The sequence below is a fragment of the Legionella rubrilucens genome, assembly GCF_001468125.1.
In the GTDB taxonomy this organism is placed as follows: domain Bacteria; phylum Pseudomonadota; class Gammaproteobacteria; order Legionellales; family Legionellaceae; genus Legionella_C; species Legionella_C rubrilucens.
The window spans coordinates 839,830-859,478 of record NZ_LNYT01000020.1; the positions used below are offsets into that span (position 1 = coordinate 839,830).

Genomic DNA, 19,649 nt, shown 5'->3' on the forward strand with positions numbered 1-19,649 from the left:
AGGACGGTTTCCATGCTTATTGTCACTGCCTGTTAACGGGTGAACGAACCTCCATTTCATCCTGTTTCTCTTTTTTAATTGCCGATGAATTGATTTTAAATAAACACAGCTTGGCCAGGCGGGGTACTTTCTCTTGACTATCCAGTAATTCACGACGATAAAATTCAGTTGCCTCAATGGCTTTTTTAGCACCCTCAGGATTGCTGCCGGGGCCTGTCAAATTAAAGCGTTGAGGTGTATGGGCGCCATCCAGTAAGGTATGTCGAAAGCCTGAATCATAAGCCTTTATGTCAGGCAAAATGCCGATTTTCTTAGCCAGCGAATTTAAAAATTCGATCTCATCGCGTTTAGTCGGCGTCTCTTTGATTTCTTTAAATAGCGTTTCTTCACTGGGTAGCGGACACCTGCCGCTGAATACCCCGCACGCCAGGCGTGCCTGTAAGTCCACAATCGGAAAGACTGCACCACGCGCGCCTTCATACATCCCGATGACCGCGAGATTAGGGGATAACAGGGTGTCTTCGTAGGGATTGGGAAGGTGCCTTAAGTGTTCGGGCAGGAAGGGTAATTGACGCTGATACCCTGTGCAAAAAATCACATGATCGAATTCATGAAACGGGCCATGGGTGAGTTTTACGCCTTTCTCAGTAAAATGATCAATCTCGCCTTTGGCAAAAATGATTTTTTCTTCGCGGCATCGCTTAAAGTAGTCTTCAACAATAGTAAATTTCATCGGCGACGCATTCGTCATTTGCCACTCAGCAAAGTCCTGTTGTTCCTGACAATGTTTCTGTAAGAACTTCACTTCTTCTTCAGGCGATTTCGGCGTTTGGCTGTTGGTATAAGTTTTTAATAAGTCCCGGGGTAACCAGGGCCCTTGCTGATTGAGATCAGCAGAACGGTAACGTTTAACACACCAGTGTTCCTGGCGAAAATGATGGATTGTCAATGCGGCCACGGGCGCCAGCTCTTCGGCTATGGCTGTACCGCTGAAAGAATTGCCGACCACCAGCACTTTTTTTCCGACAAAGGGTTTGGAGTCCTGATAATCGGCACTGTGGCTCATCTTGTGTCGAACGGTCTCCAGTCCTTTAAATTGGGGGATAAACGGGTGGGCGAATTTACTGCTGGCTACGATGACGGCATCAAATACTTTTTCCTGGCATGCAAGAGAGCCTTTCTGTTGCCAGCGAACCAGCCATTGATTGTCCTTCGGTTTGATTTCGATGACCTTTGATTCAAACTGGATACAGGGTAGGAGCTTAAATTCTTTCGCATACGCTGATAAATAAGCATAATGTTGCTCAGTGGTAGGAAAATCCGGGGTAGTGGAGGGCCATGGAAAATCAGAGAACGCGCCTGTATGGCGAGAAATGTTACTCTTCATGCCAGGCCAGGCCGTGCCCTGTTGATGGGCGGCGTGTTGTGCCTCGCCCCAGACACCGCCAATCCCTCCGGACATTTCAAAGGCAGTAGGATGCAATCCTTCTGCCAGTGCTGCCTTGATGGAGGTCAGGCCGGAGGGGCCTGCGCCAATAATTGCTATTTCCTTGCCCATGTGTCCTCGAACGACCAAGAAGGAGTAGATACTTTATAAGGTTCTATTGGTTCCACCTGCGGTATTAATACCGCTGAGTCAGTGTCGGCCTCTTTTTTCGGTTTATAAAACAGGCCCTGTCTGGCATCCGACAGAGGCGACGGTGACGTAGCCTCAGCCTTGCCATTTTGGGCAGCGTGGGTTAATTGTTGCAGTCTCTCTGTTAACTGTTTAATGCGGGCAGACGATTCCACCAATTCTTTGCACACCACGGAGAAAGGGTAATAAGCATAACGGCATTTTTTACCCTCGTAGGGTGTGGGCGAGGGAATGGAGTCCCGGGTGGTGGGGATGATGGGATTTTGATTTAACCAGGTTTTAAGGGAATTGTAATCCGTTATTTTGGTTGATCCTGGAACGACCCGCCACTGATTATTGTCAAGGTATTCTTTTACCAGTAGAACAGGGCGTTCGATTTCCATCTTTTCAAATAGCTCGTCTTCAATAGGCAGGGACTCTTTGTTGTCGAGCGCCTTTTTAACATCCGATAAATTTTTAGCCAACTGGTAATGGCGTTCGAGTTCTTTCTTCAGTTTTTCTGCCTGTTCATGGAAACGCATCAGGTGCTCGGCCTGCTTCAATTGGTCTGGATCAATACCCTTAGCCGTCTCTTGAAGTAATGTGGTTGTCTTGCTGATATCCAAAGGCTCCAGTTTCAGATCGCCCTGTTCCTGTTGCAGCACATCCACATCGATGGATTGCGGGTTGTTATCGGCCGCGGGAGCACGGTTATGATGAAGGTTAAGCAACGCGAGCAGGAAGGTGCTGGTTGAGGCAAAGTAAACAATCGGCTGGGAAAAGTTGTTGCTCACGCCCTGCCACCCCTCCAGGAATGCCGAGGCAAGACCTTCAAAGAATACCTTGATCGCGTCGCCGATGGCTCTGGCCAGACCCCAAACGGCGAAGACAGGGAGCAGGCAGGCACTGAGCAACCAGACGGCAGGCGCGAGCAGAACACCAAAAATCATGGCCAATGTGGAATTTAAACCCCACGCATTCAATACGGCGCTTGCAAGAACAGGCGACAGCACAACGAAAGCGAGGGCCGCAACAACAAAACCCAAGGCGACAAAAAGTTGTACCAGGACGAACTTGAGTAATAAAACCAAGGGCCCAAGGAGTGTGGCCGTCGTGTAGTTTAGAAATTCTAAAATCTTTTCCATGATATGAACCCTTAGCCAGAATGTTACAGCAGGCCTATCCTAACCCTGAGCGGTTGGTTAAGCAAGGGCATTGCTTTCTTTCAGTACGTCCAGGAATTGAAGCCCATAGTGTTCGAGTTTGTATTGACCGACACCGGTAATATTGCGTAACTGCATTAGGGTAGATGGTTTTTTGTCCACCATTTCCTGAAGCGTCATGTCGCTGAAAATCATAAAGGGTGGTTTGTCTTCTTCCTGAGCGATGTCACGCCGCAATTGGCGTAATTTTTCAAACAGAGGATCGTTAAACGCAGGGGCTGTCGTTGCCTTTTTACCGGGTTTCGGTGCGGGTAAATCCTTAGCCGGCAAGGTCAGGGAAACCTGCTCTTCGCCTCGCAATACCGGAATGGCTTTTTGTGTAAGGCGCAGCACATTGAACTGGCTGATGTCCTGATAGCAATAGCCTTTGTGAATCAACTGCCAGGCGAGATGTTTCCAGTAATGCGCGGAACGGTCGCGGCCGATGCCATAGGTGGTCAGTTGGTCATGACGGGCTTCTTTGATTTTGTCCGATGTGCCTCCCCGCAGGACCTCAATAGTATGGCTCATACCATAACTCTGACGCAGGCGGTAAATACAGGATAACAGCTTTTGCGCTTCTTCAGTGGCGTCTTCCACGCGCGGAGGACTATCACAGACATCACAGTAATTGCAGGCCGCCGGGGTATTTTCGTCAAAGTAATTTAAAAGAATCTGCCGGCGGCAATGGGCTGCCTCGGCAAAGGCAAGCATGTGATTGAGCTTGGCTGTTTCGACGCGCTGTTGATCGTCGTTGTCTGAGGCCGCAATCCAGGCACGAAGCCGTGCGCTGTCCGCCGGATCAAACAGCAGTAAGGCTTGAGCGGGCAGGCCGTCCCGGCCGGCACGGCCGGTTTCCTGGTAATAACTTTCAATGCTTTTGGGCAGATCATAATGGATGACAAAGCGCACATTGGGTTTATCAATACCCATGCCAAAGGCGATGGTGGCTACCACGATATCTATCTCATCATGCCTGAACAGCGATTGCACCTGACGGCGTTCGTCATGACTTAAGCCCGCGTGGTAGGCACGCGCCCGCAACCCTTCGTCTTTCAGCTTTTCAGCCAGGCGTTCGACGCCATTGCGGGTACTGCAGTAAATGATACCGGCCTTTTCCGGTTGGGTATCGAGAAATTGCAGTAATTGCCGGCCGGGGTTATTCTTTAAGAGAACGCGATAATGAATGTTGGGGCGATTAAAAGAGGCCACGTAACCGGTGGGGTGGTAATTAAGTCTGGCAATGATGTCATGACGGGTCTGCTGATCGGCCGTAGCGGTCAGGGCAATAACGGGCACCTGGGGAAAATGGGTTTTCAGTAAGCCAAGCGCACGGTATTCGGGACGAAAATCATGCCCCCACTGCGAAATACAATGGGCTTCATCAATGGCAAACAGGGCGAGCTCGCACTGTTGCAGGCGCTCAAGGAAGGACGGGTGTACCAGTCGTTCCGGCGCAATGTAAAGTAAATCGAGCGCTTCGTGATGCAATTGCGACAGAACCTGTCTGGCTTCTTCCGTGGACAGGGATGAATTGTAATATGCTGCACGCACACCCTGCGCTTTAAGTGCGGCGACCTGATCCTCCATCAAGGCAATGAGGGGAGATACGACGATGGCGACACCGCGGCGAACCAGCGCGGGTATTTGATAGCATAAGGATTTGCCGCCGCCTGTCGGCATCAGTACCAGTAAATCCTTGCCCTGAATGAGGTCATCGATGATGGTTTTCTGCAAGCCTCTGAAGCTGTCGAAGCCAAAATATTTTTTTAAAGCCAGCGCAGCGTCGTCAGCCTGTGGAGCGAACTTGGGACTCGTTTCCATGTGATTTTTTTTCTTTTTTTATTTCATGAACGCTAAAAATTGGCAATAATATCATTTTTTAGAAAGGCCTCCACCATAAAAACGACGCAATGATGGCGGTTTAGGAAAGACTAAGGACGGGTTATGGATTTTCAATTGACAGACGAACATGTGGCTTTTCGTAACATGGCGGCTGAGTTTGCCCGCAACAGGTTAGCGCCCAATGCCGCCGCCTGGGATGAGCAGGACTATTTTCCGGTTGCAATCCTGCGTGAAGCGGCTGCACTGGGTATGGCCGGGATGGTTGCTGCCGAAGACATTGGCGGGGCAGGTTTAAACCGCCTGGATGCCGCCCTGATTTTTGAGCAGCTTGCCATGGGCTGTGTCACCACCAGTGCTTTTCTCTCCATCCATAACATGGTCACTACCGCCATAGACCGGTATGCGGCCGAACCGTTACGAAGCACCTGGGGTAAACGCCTGGCCGCCATGGACGTGGTGGCCAGTTACTGCCTGACGGAACCTGAATCGGGTTCCGATGCGGCGTCTTTAAAAACCCGTGCGGTTAAAGACGGCGATCATTACATTCTCAATGGCGCCAAGGCCTTTATTTCAGGCGGCAGCGTCAGCGACATTTACCTGTGCATGGTCAGAACCGGCGACTCAAGTCATCATGGTATTTCCTGCTTTTTGGTTGAAAAAGACACGCCTGGTTTAAGTTTTGGTAAGCTCGAAAAGAAAATGGGATGGCGAAGCCAGCCTACCTGCATGGTTTATTTTGAAAATTGCCGTGTTCCTGCCAGTCATCTCGTGGGTGAGGAAGGCATGGGATTTAAAATTGCGCTTAATGCCCTAAACGGCGGCCGGGTCAACATTGCCGCCTGCTCGCTGGGCGGGGCGGCTGCCTGTCTGCGGCAGACACGCAATTACATGAATGAGCGCCGGCAATTCGATAAAAAGCTGACGCAATTTCAGGCGCTGCGTTTTTATTTTGCCGACATGCTGACTGACTTTGAAGCGGCAAGGTTAATGGTGTATCGCGCCGCAGATGCACTGGATAAAAAAGAGGAACACGCACCCATGTACTGTGCCATGGCAAAACGCATGGCGACGGACGCGGCCTTCCATATCAGCGACAAGGCCATGCAGATTCATGGCGGTTATGGTTATCTGCACGACTACCAGATTGAACGCATCTTTAGGGATTTACGTGTTCACCAAATCCTCGAAGGCACCAATGAAATCATGCGGGAAATCATCGCCAAGTCCACTCTGGACGAGGACTATTCAATCGAATAACAGGAGTTATCATGAATGTAATTGAACAATCATTAGACAGCGACGGTATTCTTACCCTGACGCTTAACCGCCCGGAAAAGCTCAACGCGCTGAGCCAGGACGTGTTATTCCTGTTGTCTGACTTAGTGGCTCATGCCAAAAACAATCCGAACGTAAAAGCACTGCTGATTACCGGCAACGGCAAGGCTTTCTGTGCGGGGGCTGACATTTCGCGACTGGCTGAATGCCAGGCTGAAAGCGGTTATCAATTCGCCTGTGATGGTCAAGCTGTATTCAGGCAATTGGAAACCCTGGGCAAACCCTCGCTTGCTGCTGTCAATGGCTTTGCCTTTGGCGGCGGGTGTGAACTCGCCATTTCAGCCACTCTGCGCATTGCGTCGCCAGCGGCCAGGTTCGGCCAGCCGGAAGTGAAGCTGGGTGTTATCCCTGGTTATGGCGGTACTCAGCGGCTGGCTCGCTTAATCGGGAAGGGTCGTGCCCTCGATTTATGTCTGACCGGCCGTTTTATCGATGCCGAGACGGCGTTGCAATGGGGGCTTGTCAGTGCGGTCACAGAGCCTCACCAGTTGTTGGAAGAAGGCCGGCAAATCCTGAAGGGGATACTCGGCATGGCCCCTCTGGCCATCCGCAGCGTCATGGAGGTGATTGATCACGGCTACGATTTACCGCTCAGCGAAGCGCTGCATCTTGAGGCGGTGCATTTTTCTAAAGTGTGTGCCAGCGAGGATAAAAATGAAGGGGTTAATGCCTTTTTGAACAAACGCCAACCCGAATTCAAAGGGGAATAACATGACAGTGGATATCCTGTTTTCAAGGCAGCGTCACTTAGGGCTTATTACCTTAAACCGTCCGGAAGCGTTGAATGCCCTGACCTTGGCCATGATTAAAGCCATGCAGCACCAGTTGCTGCAATGGCAGAAGGATACATCCATTCATGCCATTGTCATTCAGGCAGCGCCTGGAAAAGCCTTTTGTGCCGGCGGCGATGTGCGTTGGCTGTATGAAGCAGGTAAAAGAAAAGATCCGGAGCAAATGCAGTTTTTCTGGCATGAGTACCGCTTAAATCATTTCATTCATCATCTGAACAAACCCTGCATTGCCCTGATGGACGGCATAACCATGGGTGGGGGAGTCGGGGTGTCCCTGCATGGCTCCCACCCGGTAGCCAGTGAACGGTTTGTCTTTGCCATGCCTGAAACCGGCATTGGCTTTTTTCCTGATATCGGAGCCAGTTATCTGCTTGCGCGCTGCCCTGGCCAATTGGGTATTTACCTTGGATTAACCGGCAACCGCCTGAATGCGGAGGAGGCATTGACCATGCAGCTGGTTAAACAGCAGGTGACCAGCGAGCAGTTTCCGGCTTTATTAAATGCCCTGGTGGAAGCGGATTTGTCAAAGGATGCTTACCGGGGCGTTGACGATTGCCTCAGCCGGTTTGCCGCGCGCAGGAGCAATGCCGAGATTGAAAACCATTTGGCGGAAATTGATCACTGTTTTCGTTACCCTCATGTTGAGGCCATCCTGGATTCGTTGCGTGAAGTCGACAGTGAGTGGACAAAAAACCTCGCGTCCAGGTTACTTGAGAAGGCGCCTTTAAGTTTAAAAATTACCTTGGAGCAAATCCACAAGGCAAAAAGCCTGTCGATGGCGGAGTGCATTAAAATGGATTATTGCCTGGTCAGTCACTTCATGAAAGATCATGATTTTTACGAAGGGGTGCGGGCGTTATTGGTGGATAAGGACAAAGCGCCCAAGTGGCAGCCGGATTGCCTCGAGCGTGTGACTTCGGCCAGAGTGGCTGATTATTTTGAATGCGAGAACGCCCTCGAACTGATTAATGAATAAGGTCAGGTAGGGCCTGATTCAGGCAATTCCGGATTCACCGGCTCATCCAGGGAGTTTAGCTTCGTTTCCTCCTGTTCAAGATTGGATGACATTCCTCTGGCAAAAAAAGCCCCGTGGGTTTCAGCCAGACTTGGGGAAAGCAACGATTTTAACCAGCGAAGCATACGGCTGAAGGGATCGTTATCACGGTGGGTGGCCAGCATGCCCTGTGCCGTCTTGACCTCTTGACAGAGCTGATTAAGTGTAGCAGCCGGTGCCTGGGGCGTAAGGAGTATGTTTATCATCCTGTTCACCACCTTGCTTTTCTGGACATACAACCCATCGAGAGGAGCCATGTTTTCTTCCTGGCCGATTTCGTCTGGTCTGTTTTCCAGTTCAAGGTGTTGTTTATAATCACAGAGGATTTGAATCGCCTTCATCAGCTTTTCTGTTTGCTGAATAATGGACGCCTGTTGTTTTTCAGAAGTGACCTTTTGAAGGGCGTCTCTCGCCTGGTACAGGACAACCAACATCAACATTTTTTCCTGCAGCGAAAACGGATTGCCCAAACAGGATTGTTCCAGGTCATCCAGTTTGGATAAATACATGAGGAACTGCTTGTGGGCTGCCAAATCCTTGTAGTGCAGGGGGATGGGGTGTGCCGGGAAAGAAAACCAGGGTCGCTCAGGGAATAAGTGCATCTGCATGGCTGACACATTCTGCTGCTCCGTATTGCCCTTCAGCTCGTTATTCAAAAAACCAAGCTTCTCGGCATGCTCGTAGAGTTTTTTCTGCAGTAAACCCTCAGGCGACAGATAGAGTTGATGAATTTCAAATAAATAGCGTTGGTTTTCATCCGTTTCGGTAAACTCATCGATTAAAATGTGTGCGGCAAGCTCAGGGGCAGCAAAGGCTAAGGCACAGCCAACGTAATGCCTGACTTTGTCAAAGTTGGAGGGTTTGTCAAGGGTTACAGCCTGACTGCCAATGATGGCATGATCACGTGATTCGCCCTCGGCCACGGATTCGAAAAAAGGGGCTTCTTCAATGACAACGGTTTGAGACGTTGTCTGCTCGCGCGCGGTATCCGGACGATTATAACAGACCAAATCCAGCATGCCGCCTTTGGCGTAATGGGGGCGCTTTTTATCCGCCACATTCAACACGTTATCGGTATGGGTTTTATAAGTCGATTCGCGAGACTCTCGATGATTGCCCAGGGGGGCCATGACCAGGCTTTGCATGGCCGGAAGGCGTCGGCCTTCCTGCCAACTGTTCGTTGAAGTGTTATTGTCCTGCAATTGATTGCGGGTATTGGCATCAAAACCGGAGATCACCGTATCAGGCAGTTTTCGATACAGTTCCTCGTAGCTTGCCGCCTGCACGCGTTGTGCCTGATGAATGTTGGCCCAATCCAGCGCCCGCGTTTCTTCTTTGGCTGAATCAAGATGGGCACTGGTTAAATCCAGGATGAATTGTTCATCATTTTTTTCCACAATCAAATGAGAGAAAACACCGCCCTTATTGTAGGCCGAGCCTGAAATCCGTGCGCCTCGGCGAATACGAACCTGATCATCCGCATTCTTTTTAATGGCAACGTCTCGTGCGTGGATGGCGAGAATCATGATGCCTGTGCGTTTATGAAGCTGGGTTTTCCCTTTGGTGTGCGTAGGCATCTTATGAATGGGGGTGATGGTTAGGTTGTCTGGCAGATTCGCCTGAAGTTCCTGCAGTGTCTTTTGAAAGTGGGCTTCCTGGCAAAAAAGGAAAGTAATGTCTGTATTTTGAGCGGCAGCCTGAATGTTTTGTGCGGCGGCTTCGCCGGGACTGCCATTGCCGCAATTGGCGGTCAGCGCTTTAAAAGTTAACATGCACTTTCCTTAAGGGATTAAATACGTCACGCCTGGCTATTTTATACTAGATGACTATTAATTGTACATATGCTTAGTATAAATCCAAAAGAAAACTTCGCCAGAGAGGGGATAAAATTGTTTGTTCGTGGAATTTCACTTAAAATTCGCAGCATGAATCCATCGCAGGCGAGATTATGACCGATTTTTATCTGGACTTTCGAAAACGAAGGACCTTTGCCATTATTTCCCACCCCGATGCGGGTAAAACCACAGTCACGGAAAAGTTGCTCCTGTTCGGGGGTGCCATTCAGCTTGCGGGAACGGTAAAAGGCCGCAAAGCTGACCGACATGCCACCTCTGACTGGATGGAAATGGAAAAAGAACGTGGAATTTCCATTACTACCTCCGTGATGCAGTTTGTACACAATGATCATGTGATGAATTTGCTGGATACCCCGGGTCACGAAGACTTCTCAGAAGACACCTACCGCACCTTGACCGCTGTGGATTCGGCGCTGATGGTTATCGATGTGGCCAAAGGGGTGGAAGAAAGAACAGTGAAACTGATGGAGGTGTGCCGTTTGCGCGATACCCCCATCATGACGTTCATTAACAAACTTGACCGTGAAGGCCGCGAACCCATTTCATTGCTGGATGAAGTCGAAACCGTCCTGGGTATTCAATGTGCGCCGGTAACCTGGCCTGTCGGAATGGGTAAGCGTTTTAAAGGCATTTATCATCTTTACCAGGACACCGTGTATATTTATCAACCGGGTAAAAACACCGAGAAGCAGCAGGCCCTGGCTATTAAGGGATTGGATAATCCTCAATTGGATGAGCTTTTGGGTGACAGCGCGCAGGAACTTCGCGATGAAATCGAATTGGTAAAGGGCGCATCGCATGCCTTTAGCCTTGACGATTACCTTTCCGGTAAAATGACGCCGGTTTATTTTGGGTCCGCAATCAATAATTTCGGCATTAAAGAACTGTTGGATGATTTTGCCCAATACGCACCCGGTCCCATGCCGCGGCAGGCCATGGAAAGAATGGTAAAGCCAGAGGAAGACAATTTCAGCGGCTTTGTTTTTAAAATCCAGGCGAATATGGATCCGAAACACCGTGACCGTATTGCCTTTTTGCGCATCTGTTCGGGTACCTTTAAAAGGGGCATGAAGCTTAGCCATCTGCGTCTCGAGAAAGAAGTGCAGATTGCCAATGCCTTGACGTTTATGGCAGGCGATCGCTCGCATGCGGAAATAGCCATGGCGGGGGATATTATCGGTCTGCATAATCATGGCACCATCCGTATTGGCGATACCTTTACGCAGGGTGAAACCCTCAAATTCACCGGTATCCCCAATTTTGCGCCGGAACTCTTTCGTCTGGTGCGATTAAAGGATCCTTTAAAGAGCAAGGCCCTGATTAAGGGGTTGATTGAATTATCAGAGGAAGGGGCAACACAGGTTTTCAGGCCTCTGAACAGCAATCAACTGATTTTGGGGGCCGTAGGGACTCTGCAGTTTGATGTGGTGGCCCATCGCTTGAAACATGAATATAAAGTGGATTGCGTTTATGAATCGGTCAATGTCTCTTGTGCCCGCTGGGTTTATGCCGACGATGAAAAAGCCATGAATGAATTTAAAATCAAGGCCCATGATTATCTGGCATTGGATGGCAGCGATACGCTCATGTACTTAGCCCCAACGCGGGTCAATCTGACGATGGCAGAAGAACGCTATCCAAAAATCGTATTTTCTGCCACGCGCGAACATTGATTGGTTTCCCCCTCATCGAGGGGGAACAACGCTTAGGTGGAGCAGGTTGCCTTCACGGTGTGAGGACCGTAATTGGTTAATTCCACCTGGGCGCCTGAGTCAGCACTGATTTCAATGTGATCGCGGTTGTGGATGGTGATGACGGTTTGTTGCCCTTTGCTGAGGGGCATGCCATTGATTTTACCGGATTTGCTTAATGCCTTGACCAGAATATTATTACTGGGGTCTTCACTGTGCATGACGCAGGTGGCTGTGATAGTCCAGAAAAAATAATTGGAAAACACTTGCGGGCTGTTGGGGGGAAGATCATATTCCACAGTGATTCCGGGGGCAAACTCATGATGAGTTGCGGCCAGTCCGGAACCACTGAAGAGGGCGCAAGCGGCCAATAAAGTACACGCTGTTTTTTTAAGCATTGTTGCTCCTTGGTGTCAATTCAGGGAGCTAAGATAACTTTATTTTTATTGTCTGGCAAATAAAGCGTCATACCGGGTGTTAGACGGGCATCTGTGAGCACTCAGAGAAAGCCCTATGACTCACTTAACGCATGGCGCAGGCCCGCCCTTACCGCAACGTGATTAGGAAAAAGCGACTATTGAAGAGTCCATTTCGTCCTCGGCCAATTCCATCTCCACGCATCGCCTGCGATAGTTGCTAATACTGAGCTGTCGCTGTGCCCGGCCTTCCTCAAAAAAATTCTGCCGCTTTCTTTCCTGACGTTCCGTCTTAAAGTAATCACTGAAGGGAAGACGGGTGGATAAATAGTGCAAATAAAATTTCGAAAATGAAGAGGATTCCTCTCCGGCAGTATTCTCTTCTTGGGCGTGAGGAAGGGTTGATCGAACCTGAGCAACAGGTAACCAACTAGAGCCAACAATAGAAAATAATTGGCCATTTTGAGTGGGTGAAGTCAAACTGCCCTGATAATAATGAATGCGATTTTCCTGAATAGCAGGCAAATTATTCTGAATCAGCTTGGCCATGGCATCATTTTTTTCCTTGCTGCCACAACAATACAGGTGAAGGTCCTGGATTTTATAATGAACAAAAAGAAAATCGCTGCTGAAACGCTTAGCGGCTTCATCCATGGAAATGCTCTCGCTTAAATCGAGATCACTGTGATTATACAGTTCCAGTTCCTCACCGGAGGAGCCATGGGAACAGAGATAGATGGTGGCCTGGGCAGGGATAGCATCATAATCAATCTCGTCCTGATAGTAGATGACCTGAATGGTATTGCCAAAATGGTTGACGTGCGTGTTTACCCACTGATCCATTGCAAAGGTTAAGTCTCCGGCATTGTCTCTGGGAAACGGTACATATAAAATAAGCATACAACACAACCAATAATAAATTTGGTTTTGAATTGTACAGCATGTACCTTAACGAAAGCTTAGCTTAGTGCATTTCCTCCAGTGCTTTGGCAATCGACTCCGTCATGACTTTGGCATCGCCAAACAACATGTAAGTGTTGTCGCGGAAGAACAAATCATTATCAACGCCAGCATAGCCTGCCGATAAGCTGCGTTTGACGAACAGCACGGTCCTTGCTTTTTCGACTTCGAGAATGGGCATGCCATAGATTGGGGAATTCGGATCGGTTTTGGCGGCCGGATTGGTAATGTCATTCGCGCCAATGACAAAGGCCACGTCGCAGGTTGAAAAATCCCGGTTAATTTCACTTTGTTCAAACACACGATCGTAGGGAATGTTGGCTTCAGCGAGCAGGACATTCATATGCCCAGGCATGCGTCCGGCCACCGGGTGAATGGCGAAACGAACACGGATATCGCTTTTCTCAAGGGCATCCACCAATTCTTTTACTGCATGTTGGGCATGGGCTACTGCCATGCCGTACCCGGGGACAATGATCACGTCTTTGGCATTGCTGAGTAAAAACGCCGCATCTTCACCATTGGCCTGACGTACGTTCTGGTTTTCATGCCGGCTCACCGCCAGCGCGCTGTCGCCGCCCTGCAAGCCGCCAAAGATGACGTTGAGAATGGAGCGGTTCATGCCGACGCACATGATGTAACTCAGGATAGCCCCGCTTGCGCCCACCAGTGCTCCAGTGATGACCAGCAAGTGGTTGCTTAAAGTAAATCCAATACCGGCTGCTGCCCAACCTGAGTAGGAGTTCAGCATGGAAATCACCACCGGCATGTCTGCACCGCCGATGGGAATAATCAGTAACACGCCAATTAAAAAAGACAACAGGGCCATGACGGTGAACGCATGGATGGATTGCGTGGCGATAAACACGCCCAGCAAGGCGACAATCACCAGGCCAATGACCGCATTCACAATACCCTGCCCGCCAAATCGAACCGGTTGACCGGACATCAAGCCCTGTAATTTAAGAAAAGCAATGATGGAGCCGGAAAAGGTAATGGCACCGATAATCAGGCCCAGACTCATTTCCACCAGACTGGTTTTTTCAATGGCACCGGGAGAGCCGATGTGAAACGCCGAAGGCGCGAGGTAGGCGCAAAAGGCGACCAGCACGGCCGCAAGACCCACCAGCGAATGGAAACCGGCGACCAGTTGCGGAATGGCTGTCATGTTGATTTTCAAGGCGATTAGAGTGCCGATGAGTCCGCCGGCAATAATCAGGCTGATAAGCAGCAGGTGATGATTAATCGAAGGCATCATCAGCGTTGATCCCACCGCGATGATCATCCCAAAAATACCCAGCATGTTGCCGCGACGTGAACTGGAAGGACTGGCAAGCCCTTTGAGTGCCAGAATGAAGCAAACGGCGGCGACCAGGTAAAAGAATGAAATAAGCGTAGTCATGGCACGGTCCTCTTATTTTTTATACATGCGCAGCATGCGTTGCGTCACGACGAAACCGCCGAAGATATTGATGGCGGTGATAAAAATGGCTAGACCGCCCAGCACGGTAATGGTTCCCGTCATGCGGATGCCTGCGGCAATCAGCGCCCCGAGGATAATGATGCTCGAAATGGCATTGGTGACGGACATCAGAGGCGTATGCAACGCGGGCGTGACTTTCCAGACCACATAATAACCAACAAAACAGGCCAGCACGAAAATGGTTAAAATGGCCACGTAGGCGTTGCTTAACGAACTGACTTCAGGCATTGACGGCCTCCTTGGTCTCTGTGGTTTGAAAGGGTAAATAACGGCCTTCATGGGTTAATGTGGCCTGTTTCACAATCTCGTCTTCGGCATTGAAGGTCAAGGCATCCGGTGAAGTCACCAGCAACTTCAGCAGACTGATCACATTGTTGGCATAGAGCTCACTCGCTGTGGCTGGAATGAACCCGGCCAAGTTACTGTAGCCTACAATGGTGACACCTTGATGATGAATCACTTCATCCCGCTGGCTGAGTTCGCAGTTTCCTCCCCGCGAGGTGGCAATATCGACAATAACGGAGCCCGGTTTCATCTGGTTAACGGTTTCTCGGGTAATCAGCATGGGCGCCGGACGCCCGGGTATCAGGGCAGTCGTGACAACAATGTCAGCTTGTCTGGCGTATTGATGAATCAGCTCCGCCTGTTGTTTTTTATAGTCTTCACTCATTTCCCGGGCATAACCGCCGCTGGTTTCACTGTCTTCATCGGTGCTGACTTCAATGAATTCAGCGCCAAGGCTTTCAACCTGTTCCTTGGCAGCACGACGAACGTCAAAAGCATAGACTACCGCTCCCAGGCGTTTGGCCGTGGCAATGGCCTGCAAACCCGCGACACCGGCACCCAGGATCAGCACCTTCGCCGGGTGAATCATGCCGGCTGCGGTCATCATCATCGGAATGGCACGATTAAAATGGGCCACGCCCTCAAGAACGGCTCGATAACCGGCCAGGTTGGCCTGCGATGACAAACTGTCCATGCTTTGCGCCCGACTGATACGGGGAATGAGGTTCATTGAAAAAGCGGTAATGGATTGCTGCTGGCACCACTGCATTAGGGGGCTTTCGGGTTCATTATCAAGAGGTGCTATCAAAAGGGCATTCTTTTTTAATTGCGGCAGGTCAGCCGGGGTTGGTACGCTGACACAGGCCAGAATATCGGCTTCCTGTAAGAGGAGGGCGCGATCACTGACGATCACGGCGCCAGCTTCCTGATAGGCGCTGTCGGTGAAACAACAAGCGGCGCCGAGGTTCTGCTCACAGTGAACGGTCAATCCCAATTTCTGGTAGTGCTTGAGACTACTGGGAGTAATGGCCGCACGAGTGTCCCTTGAATGTTCGTTTAAAGCGACAATAATCATGGTAATGTCCATTTCACCTGCGATAATTTATCGTATTGCAATCCATTTGATTTTGCTAGTTTTTTAGCGAATAAGTTATTTTAACCGGCCTTGCTTTCGGTTAAAACACGTAATCATTACGCTTGTCGGCTTAACCGGTTTTGCTTAATTTAGCGGGTATGTCGCAAGTCCAGTTTTCGCTCATGGGGATACTTTGCTTTTTTGCAGGCATTGCATTTTTTTATTCGCAATCGCTTTATGCTCTGTCCATTGCTTTTTTGGGTTTACTGTTTAAAGCTGGCTGGGGAATCCTTCTCTGGTTTCTGGCGGCCTGCCTTTGGGCCTGGCTTCATCAGCAGGTCATCGCAGAAAAAAACATGCCGCCAATGCCCGTGATACAGCACGCCCTGATTAAAGGAGTCATTGTATCCATTCCTGCGGTTACTACGGATAAAACCCAGTTTCAATTGGCTTTAACGGCGATTAACGGACAACCGGCCAAGGCATTGATTCTGTTAAATTGCTATCAGCGTTGCCCCGAAGTGCATGCGGGGCAAATCTGGCAATTCCAGGCCAAGCTAAAGCGTCCGACTAATCTTCGTAATCCGGGTGCTTTTGATTACCGTCGTTGGCTTGCGGCGAGACACGTGACGTGGACAGGCTATCTGAAACCTGGCCGTCCCCTGTTGGTCAAGGAAGCGCCAGCTAACAAACTCCTGGTCTGGCGGGAGCAGTTGGCGGCCAGCCTGATGCGCAGTATTCCTAAAGGCGAAGAACTGGGCATTGTTCAGGCTTTGACTCTGGGCGTCACTCATCAGATGGGTTCTGAGTTATGGGACTTGTTTCGCCGTACCGGGACCACCCATTTAATGGTTATTTCGGGTGCACACATTGGCCTGGTGGCTGGATTCTGCATGGGGCTTACGCAATGGCTATGGCGGCGTTGGGGACGGTTATGCCTTTTTTGTCCAGCGCAGCAGGCCGGCAGTCTCGCTGGCATGATTGCGGCACTGAGTTATGCCTTGCTGGCAGGCTTTGGGGTGCCCGCACAGCGCTCGCTGGTGGGGACGGTGCTGTTGTTGTCACGCTATTGGCTAAGCCGACAGTTTACCGTGTGGCAGGCTTGGCGGTACGGGTTGTTGCTGGTGCTTTTGTATGAACCCCATGCCGTGCTGTTGCCCGGTTTCTACCTGTCATTCATGGCGGTGGCTGTGTTAATTATTACGCATCGCCGCTATGGATTAAGCGGTATAAAACAAACCCTGGCACTGCAACTGGCCTGCCTGGCCGGATTGATGCCCGTGACCCTGTATTGTTTTGGTTATGGGGCGATTAATGGGTTGCTGGCTAACCTGTTGGCCATTCCCTTAGTCAGCTTTGTTCTGGTCCCTTTATCACTGATTAGTCTGATTTTAAGCAGCGTTGTTTCCTCCTCCTGGATGATGGCTCCAGTTATTGGCACCACGAAACTGTTATTGCTTTACTTGCGCTGGATTGATTCGTTTGCCATGGTCAATTTGCAGGTTGGTATTCAGGAAATAACCACGGTAGTGATCCTGCTGTTAGCACTGGGGCTCTTGCTGGTGCTGCCGTTAAAATTAATCTGGCCCGCCTTATTTTGCATGCTGTTAGCGGTGTCGTTTCCCAAACCCTCCAGACTTGAGCAGGGGGAGGTCCGTCTGGATGTGCTGGATGTGGGGCAGGGATTGGCCATTGTGGTTAGTACCCGCGAGCATTACCTTATTTACGACACCGGCATGAAATTTTTTCATGGCAGCGACATGGGAAAACTGGCCGTTATTCCTTACCTTCAGGCCATGGGCATCCCTCGCATTGACAAAATCATCATCAGTCATCCTGATTTGGATCATCGGGGAGGGCTTGAGTCAATCGAGGAACAGTATCCGGGTGCTGAGCTACTGGTGGATCGGGTTGATTTTTATCATCGGGGACAGACCTGCCATAACTACCCCGATTGGGAATGGGATGGTATTCAATTCCATTTTTTTCCTGTGCTACAGCAGTTTAATGATAAGAACAATTCCTCCTGCATCCTTCAGGTTAGCCGAAAGGGACAGCATGTTTTGCTTACCGGCGACATTGAGAAAAAGGGGGAGGATTATCTGGTACAGAGGTACTCTGGCAGTCTTTTGGCCGCAGTGCTGGTGGTGGCCCATCACGGCAGTAAAACCTCGTCTACGCCTGCGTTCATCAAACAGGTTAAACCCCGCTTTGCGATTATCTCCGCCGGGTTTGATAACCGCTATCATTTTCCCCATGCACAACCATTGGCAACACTGAAGCAGACGGGAAGTCAGGTGTTAAATACCATGGCTTGCGGTATGGTTCGTGTCTTGTTGCAGGAAGGAAAGGAACTTGAACCGGTGTGCTGGGAACCCGAGGCCGGTTAATTATTGTCCATCCGCAGTTCTTATTGACAACAAATTGAACATAAGGTAGTCTATGCGCACTTGTTAAAAGGGGTGTTTTAAATGAATGTCGCTGTTCGTTTGATTGGTAGTGTGCTGTTGCTGGGTGTAAGCCTGACCGTAAGTGCCCAAATTCCTGAGTGTCAAAAAGGCCATTGCCTGGCGGTTGTGGATGCCGGCAGCACCGGATCACGTGTCCACATTTATGCCTACGATTTGGATAATACCAATACCCCGATAAACATCAGCGAAAAGTGGAGCAAAAAAATCAAACCCGGTTTTGCCACACTGGACGCCAATCAAGCCACTATTGATGGCTATTTAACCACGTTGTTTTCCGGCGCGCCGGAGTCGTCACTGCCTGTTTATTTTTATTCCACAGCCGGCATGCGTTTATTGCCGCAACCCAAGCAGCAGCAATTGTATGGGTACCTGCAAAACTGGTTTGGCCAGCAATCGCAATGGCAGTTGCAAAGTGCTAAAACCATTACCGGCAATGAAGAAGGACTTTACGGGTGGTTATCAGTGAATTACCAACTGGGTAATTTCATAAATACCGCTCAAAACACCGTGGGTGTGATGGACATGGGCGGTGCTTCAGTGCAGATTACGTTCCCTGTCCATAGCAAGGGAAATATCGCCCCCATGGATTTACAGGAGTTTACCCTTTATGGCCAGCATTATTCTCTCTTTGTGCACAGCTTTCTTGGATTAGGGCAAACCGAGGTGTCGCACCAGTTTCTGGATTCCGGCAGTTGCTTCATCACCAACTACGAATTGCCGGACGGCATTCTCGCTGAAGGCGATGCCTACGCCTGCGAAGGCGAAGTCGCGCCGTTGTTAAACAGCGTCCACCACGTCAACGAAGTTGTACAGCCTGTTTTGTCCGCTAATCCTGTCAACGAATGGTATGGTCTCGGCGGGGTCGTGGAATTGGCGAAAAGCAAACCGTTTGTCTTTAACAATAATCAATTCAACAATCAGAGCCTGATTGCCCAGGCCAACAGCGATTTCTGCCAGCAGCAGTGGTCAACCATTAATTCCCAATACCCTAACAACGAATACGTTTACGGCTACTGCCTGTTCCCGGCTTATTACTATGCGCTGATGGTGGATGGTTACGGTTTACAACCCGAGCAACCCATTCATTACCTGAGCGCCGACCAAAGCGGCGACTGGACACTGGGCGTGGTCTTACATCAAAAAGCGTAAGCGCATATCCCTCAGGAAGAGGGATAAATCCATCATCGATATTGCACCAATCGCAAGCCAAAGATATACTTTCCCCCACTGCCGTTGTAGCTCAGTCGGTAGAGCAATTGATTCGTAATCAATAGGTCCGCGGTTCGATTCCGCGCAACGGCATAGTAAAATCAATGAGTTACGCAACCTCCCCCCAAATTTCTTTTTTGTGTCGAATATGTGTCGAAGGTTCAATTAAAAACTAGTAAATATTGAAAACATAGGTTTTATTGAGAAGTATGTCATTTTGTGCTATAGATATGAACAAGATGCGCTTATTGGGGTCAACATGAAAGTTGTTATTACGGGTCTTTCCCAATTACGGGGGCACTCAATCAACAGCATAGTACTCTAACTCTGGTTCTATAATTTTCAAAGTTTTTAAAGCCAT

The 19,649-nt window shown here is 49.8% G+C and carries 15 protein-coding genes and 1 tRNA gene; 7 read left to right on the top strand and 9 right to left on the bottom strand.

Annotated features, from left to right (window positions below; translation table 11 throughout):
• Window positions 1–22: 22 nt before the first annotated feature.
• From Lrub_RS11595 to recQ, 3 genes are read right to left on the bottom strand one after another with little or no spacing between them, the layout of a single operon-like run.
• Entirely contained in the window at window positions 23–1,558 is a 1,536-nt protein-coding gene (locus Lrub_RS11595; protein WP_058532236.1) for an NAD(P)-binding domain-containing protein, read from the bottom strand.
• A complete protein-coding gene (locus Lrub_RS11600) occupies window positions 1,543–2,760 on the bottom strand; it encodes a hypothetical protein (RefSeq protein WP_058532237.1) in 1,218 nt (405 codons plus the stop codon). Before Lrub_RS11600 ends, Lrub_RS11595 begins: the two co-directional genes overlap by 16 nt.
• 57 nt (window positions 2,761–2,817) lie before the next feature.
• The gene (gene recQ, locus Lrub_RS11605) at window positions 2,818–4,641 is read right to left on the bottom strand and encodes a DNA helicase RecQ (RefSeq protein WP_058532238.1); all 1,824 of its coding nucleotides are present in this window, start codon (window positions 4,639–4,641) and stop codon (window positions 2,818–2,820) included.
• Window positions 4,642–4,764: 123 nt separating this feature from the next.
• Here recQ and Lrub_RS11610 point away from each other — a divergent pair, with 123 nt between their 5' ends.
• Genes Lrub_RS11610 through Lrub_RS11620 form a run of 3 tightly spaced genes read left to right on the top strand, consistent with a single transcriptional unit; the run spans window position 4,765 to window position 7,764 of the window.
• Window positions 4,765–5,919, top strand: a complete 1,155-nt coding sequence (locus Lrub_RS11610; RefSeq protein WP_058532239.1) for an acyl-CoA dehydrogenase family protein — start codon at window positions 4,765–4,767, stop codon at window positions 5,917–5,919.
• Window positions 5,920–5,930: 11 nt separating this feature from the next.
• Window positions 5,931–6,707, top strand: a complete 777-nt coding sequence (locus Lrub_RS11615) for an enoyl-CoA hydratase/isomerase family protein (protein WP_058532240.1) — start codon at window positions 5,931–5,933, stop codon at window positions 6,705–6,707.
• 1 nt (window position 6,708) lies between these two features.
• The gene (locus Lrub_RS11620) at window positions 6,709–7,764 is read left to right on the top strand and encodes an enoyl-CoA hydratase/isomerase family protein (protein WP_058532241.1); all 1,056 of its coding nucleotides are present in this window, start codon (window positions 6,709–6,711) and stop codon (window positions 7,762–7,764) included.
• 2 nt (window positions 7,765–7,766) lie between these two features.
• Here Lrub_RS11620 and Lrub_RS11625 read toward each other — a convergent pair whose 3' ends face one another.
• Complete coding sequence (locus Lrub_RS11625) at window positions 7,767–9,614, bottom strand: hypothetical protein (protein ID WP_058532242.1); 1,848 nt, start codon at window positions 9,612–9,614, stop codon at window positions 7,767–7,769.
• A 176-nt stretch (window positions 9,615–9,790) separates the two neighbouring features.
• On the opposite strand from Lrub_RS11625, the gene Lrub_RS11630 reads away from it, so the two are divergent.
• The gene (locus tag Lrub_RS11630; protein WP_058532243.1) at window positions 9,791–11,371 is read left to right on the top strand and encodes a peptide chain release factor 3; all 1,581 of its coding nucleotides are present in this window, start codon (window positions 9,791–9,793) and stop codon (window positions 11,369–11,371) included.
• A gap of 32 nt (window positions 11,372–11,403) precedes the next feature.
• Here the strand turns inward: Lrub_RS11630 and Lrub_RS11635 are convergent, their stop codons facing one another.
• The 5 genes from Lrub_RS11635 to Lrub_RS11655 form a co-directional block, all read right to left on the bottom strand.
• Window positions 11,404–11,787: a hypothetical protein gene (locus Lrub_RS11635; protein WP_058532244.1), complete on the bottom strand. Its 384-nt coding sequence runs from the start codon at window positions 11,785–11,787 to the stop codon at window positions 11,404–11,406.
• 162 nt (window positions 11,788–11,949) lie between these two features.
• Window positions 11,950–12,705 carry a hypothetical protein gene (locus Lrub_RS11640; protein WP_058532245.1) on the bottom strand — a complete coding sequence of 252 codons (756 nt, stop codon included), beginning with the start codon at window positions 12,703–12,705 and terminating at the stop codon, window positions 11,950–11,952.
• 64 nt (window positions 12,706–12,769) lie between these two features.
• Window positions 12,770–14,167: an NAD(P)(+) transhydrogenase (Re/Si-specific) subunit beta gene (locus Lrub_RS11645; protein ID WP_058532246.1), complete on the bottom strand. Its 1,398-nt coding sequence runs from the start codon at window positions 14,165–14,167 to the stop codon at window positions 12,770–12,772.
• Window positions 14,168–14,179: 12 nt separating this feature from the next.
• A complete protein-coding gene (locus tag Lrub_RS11650) occupies window positions 14,180–14,476 on the bottom strand; it encodes a proton-translocating transhydrogenase family protein (protein ID WP_058532247.1) in 297 nt (98 codons plus the stop codon).
• Window positions 14,469–15,608 (bottom strand): Re/Si-specific NAD(P)(+) transhydrogenase subunit alpha, encoded by a 1,140-nt coding sequence (locus Lrub_RS11655; protein ID WP_058532300.1) that lies wholly within the window; start codon window positions 15,606–15,608, stop codon window positions 14,469–14,471. Before Lrub_RS11655 ends, Lrub_RS11650 begins: the two co-directional genes overlap by 8 nt.
• A 158-nt stretch (window positions 15,609–15,766) precedes the next feature.
• Between Lrub_RS11655 and Lrub_RS11660 the strand changes: the two genes are divergently transcribed.
• The 3 genes from Lrub_RS11660 to Lrub_RS11670 all read left to right on the top strand — a co-directional run bounded on the left by Lrub_RS11660 (window position 15,767) and on the right by Lrub_RS11670 (window position 19,381).
• Window positions 15,767–17,998: a DNA internalization-related competence protein ComEC/Rec2 gene (locus Lrub_RS11660; RefSeq protein WP_058532248.1), complete on the top strand. Its 2,232-nt coding sequence runs from the start codon at window positions 15,767–15,769 to the stop codon at window positions 17,996–17,998.
• A gap of 81 nt (window positions 17,999–18,079) precedes the next feature.
• On the top strand, window positions 18,080–19,228 hold the full coding sequence (locus tag Lrub_RS11665; RefSeq protein WP_058532249.1) for an acetate and sugar kinases/Hsc70/actin family protein: 1,149 nt from the start codon (window positions 18,080–18,082) through the stop codon (window positions 19,226–19,228).
• Between the two features lie 80 nt (window positions 19,229–19,308).
• A tRNA-Thr gene (locus tag Lrub_RS11670) sits at window positions 19,309–19,381 on the top strand.
• Window positions 19,382–19,649: the final 268 nt, after the last annotated feature.